4 protein-coding genes are annotated in these 3,826 nt (G+C 68.9%); 2 read left to right on the top strand and 2 right to left on the bottom strand.

All coding sequences use genetic code 11. The annotated features are described in order from the left end of the window. Positions 1-599 (bottom strand): ABC transporter permease (locus tag AC1D01_RS24505; RefSeq protein ID WP_477870990.1); only part of this gene is annotated, 599 nt, incomplete at its 3' end. Positions 600-633: 34 nt separating this feature from the next. Continuing rightward, a complete protein-coding gene (locus tag AC1D01_RS24500) occupies positions 634-2,247 on the bottom strand; it encodes an ABC transporter substrate-binding protein (RefSeq protein ID WP_477870988.1) in 1,614 nt (537 codons plus the stop codon). 162 nt (positions 2,248-2,409) lie between these two features. On the opposite strand from AC1D01_RS24500, the gene AC1D01_RS24495 reads away from it, so the two are divergent. Further along, complete coding sequence (locus AC1D01_RS24495; protein ID WP_477870986.1) at positions 2,410-3,591, top strand: epoxide hydrolase family protein; 1,182 nt, start codon at positions 2,410-2,412, stop codon at positions 3,589-3,591. A gap of 10 nt (positions 3,592-3,601) precedes the next feature. Continuing rightward, the coding region (locus AC1D01_RS24490) for a hypothetical protein (RefSeq protein WP_477870984.1) at positions 3,602-3,826 on the top strand (225 nt) is incomplete at its 3' end.

The raw sequence follows: 3,826 nt of genomic DNA, 5'->3' as shown, positions 1-3,826 counted from the left end.
CTCTTCGCGAGCGCGATCGTCACGGCCGGCAGCAGCAGGCGCGACCAGCCGTCGAGCGTCAGCACGCTGAGGTCGAGCGGCCCGAGGTGCACCGTGGCGCCGCGCCCGCTGGCCGGCAGCCAGCCGAGCTGCACCGCGAACACCATGATCAGCATCAGCCCGACCCAGAAGTTGGGCAGCGAGAAGCCGAGCACCGAGCCCGCCATGATGCCGCGCGTGCTGAGCGCCTGCGGCCGCAGGCCCGCCCAGATGCCCAGCGGAATGCCCACCAGCACCGACAGGCCCATCGAGACCAGCGCGAGCTCCAGCGTGGCCGGCATGCGCTCCAGGATCAGGCCCATCGCCGACTGCCCGGTCAGGAAGCTCTTGCCGAAATCGAGCCGCAGCGCATGCGACATGAAGATGCCGTACTGCTGCCACAGCGGCTTGTCGAGCCCGAAGCTGGCGCGGATCTCGGCGCGGTCCTGCTCGGTGGCCTCGGCGCTGGCCATCATCGAGACCGGGTCGCCGACCACGTAGAGGCCGACGAAGACCAGGCCCGACATGACGGCCATCACGAGAACCGCCTGCAGCAGGCGGCGGATGATGAAAGCCGACATCAGCGTGCCCGGTACTGCCCTGCCCTCACGCCGGTCACTTGGCCGGCACCGCGTACTGGACCATCGTCTGCTGGTCGGCGCGGCCCTTGAAGCTGACGTTCTTCTTCATCGCCCACACCGAGTGCTCGAAGTGGATCGGCAGCATCGCGAAATCGGCCATCGCGAGTTCGCTGGCCTTCGCGAGCGTCGCGGCGCGTGCGGCGTCGTCCATCTGGGCGGACGCCTCGGCGACCAGCTTGTCCATCGCCGGGTTCGAGTAGCGGGCGCGGTTGGTGGTGCCCAGCCCCTTGTCCTTGTCGGGCGTGACCAGCAGCGCGATCAGCGTGTTCGACATTTCCCCCGTCGCGGTGCCCCAGCCGGCGAGGTAGGCGCTGTACGTGTAGGTGTCGCGGTTCTTGAAGAACACGGCCGGCGCGTTGGCGTCGATCGAGGTCTTGACGCCGATGCGCGTCCACATGGCGGCCAGCGTCTGCGCGACCTTGCTGTCGTTGATGTAGCGCCCGTTCGGCGTGCCCAGTACCAGCGTGAAGCCGTCGGGGTAGCCGGCCTCCTTCAGCAGCGCCTTGGCCTTCTCGGGATCGGGCTTGGCCGCGGTGACGAGGTTCTTGCTGGCACCGGACATCGGGTACGGCAGCAGCTGCGCGGCCGGCGTGGCCACGCCACCCATGGTGCGCGAGACCAGCGCCGTGCGGTCGACAGCCAGCGACAGCGCTTCGCGCACGCGCTTGTCGAGCAGCGGGTTCTTGGCCACAGGCCCGCCGGAAGTGGCGGTGATGCCCGGCGTGCTGTCGCCGTTCTGGTCGAGGGCCACGTAGATGACGCGGTTCGATGCCTTGGTCTCCACCGTCAGCTTGGGCTCCTTGCGCAAGCGCTCCAGGTCGTCGGTGGGCGGATCCTCGGCGAGGTCGACATCGCCGGCGAGCAGCGCGGCGACGCGCGCGGCCGGGTTGCTGATCGGCCGGTAGATCACCTTGTCCCAGGCCGGTGCCTTGCCCCAGTAGTGCGGGTTGCGCTCGAAGATGATCTCCGAGCCGCGCTTCCACGAGACGAACTTGTACGGGCCGGTGCCCACCAGGCCGGTGCCGGCGTTCAGCTCGGTGGTGGTCTTGCCTTCGGGGGCCGAGCCGGCGGCGGCCTTGGCCGACATGATGGGCAGGCCCACCATGTTGATCGCGAGCAGCGGGTACGGCTCGGTCGTCGTGATGCGCACCGTCAGCGGATCGGGCGCCTCGATCTTCTCGACCTTCTGCAGGTAGACCTTGAACGACGACGGGCTGTTGGGCACCTTGGGCACGCGGTCCATCGTGAACAGCACGTCGGCCGAGGTCATCGGCGTGCCATCGGAGAACTTGACGTTGGGCCGCAGCTTGAAGGTCCAGACCCGGCCGTCGGCCTTCCAGGATTCGGCGAGGCAGGGCTCGGGCTTGAGATCGGCATCGACGCAGACCAGCGGTTCGAACAGCGTCTGCGAGAGCTGGATGTTCGGCGTCAGCGCGTGGTACTGCGGGTCCATCGAGGTGGGCTCGGTCTTCAGCGCCACCACGAGGTCGCGCGCCGCGGCGCCGCTTGCGAACGAGGCGCCCGCGACGATCGCGGCGGCGGCCAGCAGGGAGCGGCCGATGGGCCTCGGGAAAATACTTCCTGACATGTGATGCTCTGCAGTCCGTGTTCAGTGAAGCTGGGGACGGTAGCAAGAAGCGATCCAAGCGGCAATTGTGGGGACTACCTGCGGCGTCGGATTTCTACAAGATCGCCGGGCGGCGTTGCGAGACAGTGAARCCCTCACCACTGATCACCGCCAGGAGCCATGATGAACACGACGAACACCGCGATCCGCCCGTTCCGCATCGAGATCCCGCAAGCGCGGATCGTCGACCTGCAGCGCCGCCTTGCGGCCACGCGCTGGCCGCAACCGGTGGACCCGGGCTTCGGCCATGGCCAGTCGCTGGCGCTGGTGCGCGAGCTGGCCGCGTACTGGGCCGACGGATTCGACTGGCGCGCCCAGGAGGCGCGCCTGAACCGCCATCCGCAGTTCATCACCGAGATCGACGGCCAGACCCTCCATTTCATCCACGTGAAGTCGAAGGAGCCCAACGCCTTCCCGTTGATCCTGACGCACGGCTGGCCCAGCTCGCCGGCCGAGTACCTGGACCTGATCGGCCCGCTCACCGACCCGCGCAGCCATGGCCTCGATGCCTCGATCGCTTTCGACCTGGTGATCCCGTCGGTGCCGGGCATGGGGCTGTCGTCGCCGCTGGCCGCCACCGGCTGGGACGCGGCCCGCACCGCGGCCGCCTGGGACACGCTGATGAAGAGGTTGGGCTACACCCGCTATGGCGCGCAAGGCGGCGACGTGGGCGCGTTGATCGCGCGCGAGCTGGGCATCCTCGCGCCCGAGGGCCTGGTCGGCGTCCACCTGCAGCAGGTCTTCGCCTTCCCCAACGGCAGCCCCGGCGAGATGGACGGGCTGTCGGCGTTCGAGATGGAAGGGTTCAAGACCTTGGACCATTTCCGCAAGTACGCCGGCTATGTCGACATCCAGTCCAAGCGCCCCGGCACGCTGGCCTACGGGCTGGTCGATTCGCCGGCCGCGCTGCTGTCGTGGAATGCCGAGCTGTTCTTCGGCTTCGAAGGCGAGCGCAGCGCCGAGGTCGACCGCGATCGCTTCCTGACGCACGTGTCGCTGTACTGGTTCACCGGCACCGGCGGGCAGGCCGCGGAGTTCTACCTGGCCAACGCTGCCAGCGGTGCCGGCTACCGCGAGCTGCCCAACCCCACGCCGACCGCGGTGGCCGTGTTCCCGAACGACTTCCGCTCGGTCCGCCGCTTCGTCGCCCGCTCGCACACCCGGGTGCTACAGTGGTCCGAGATGCCGCGCGGCGGCCACTTCGCCAGCGAGACCGACCCCGACCTCGTCGCCGATGACCTGCGCCGCTTCTTCGTCGGACTGCAGGCGCCACAGGATGCCCCCCACGGAAGGAACGATCACTGAAGAAGARCGTGTGGCGGACTCGCCCCTGGTGGCGAAGGTCCGCAGCGCCCGCTACGCCGGCGACACGCGCGAGGTGGCGCTGCCCGACGGCTCCTGGGACCTGCTGTTCCTGCGCCGCGGCGGCGGCCCGCTGATGGTCATCCAGACCGGGCAGATCGCAGCACCCCTCGCGGTGGACAGCCAGGCTGGCGACGAGATGCTGACGATCGCCTTCAAGCCCGAGGTCTACATGCCC

Source organism: Rhizobacter sp. P3_B12, from assembly GCF_056402895.1.
This window is presented reverse-complemented; position numbering and strand designations above follow the sequence as displayed.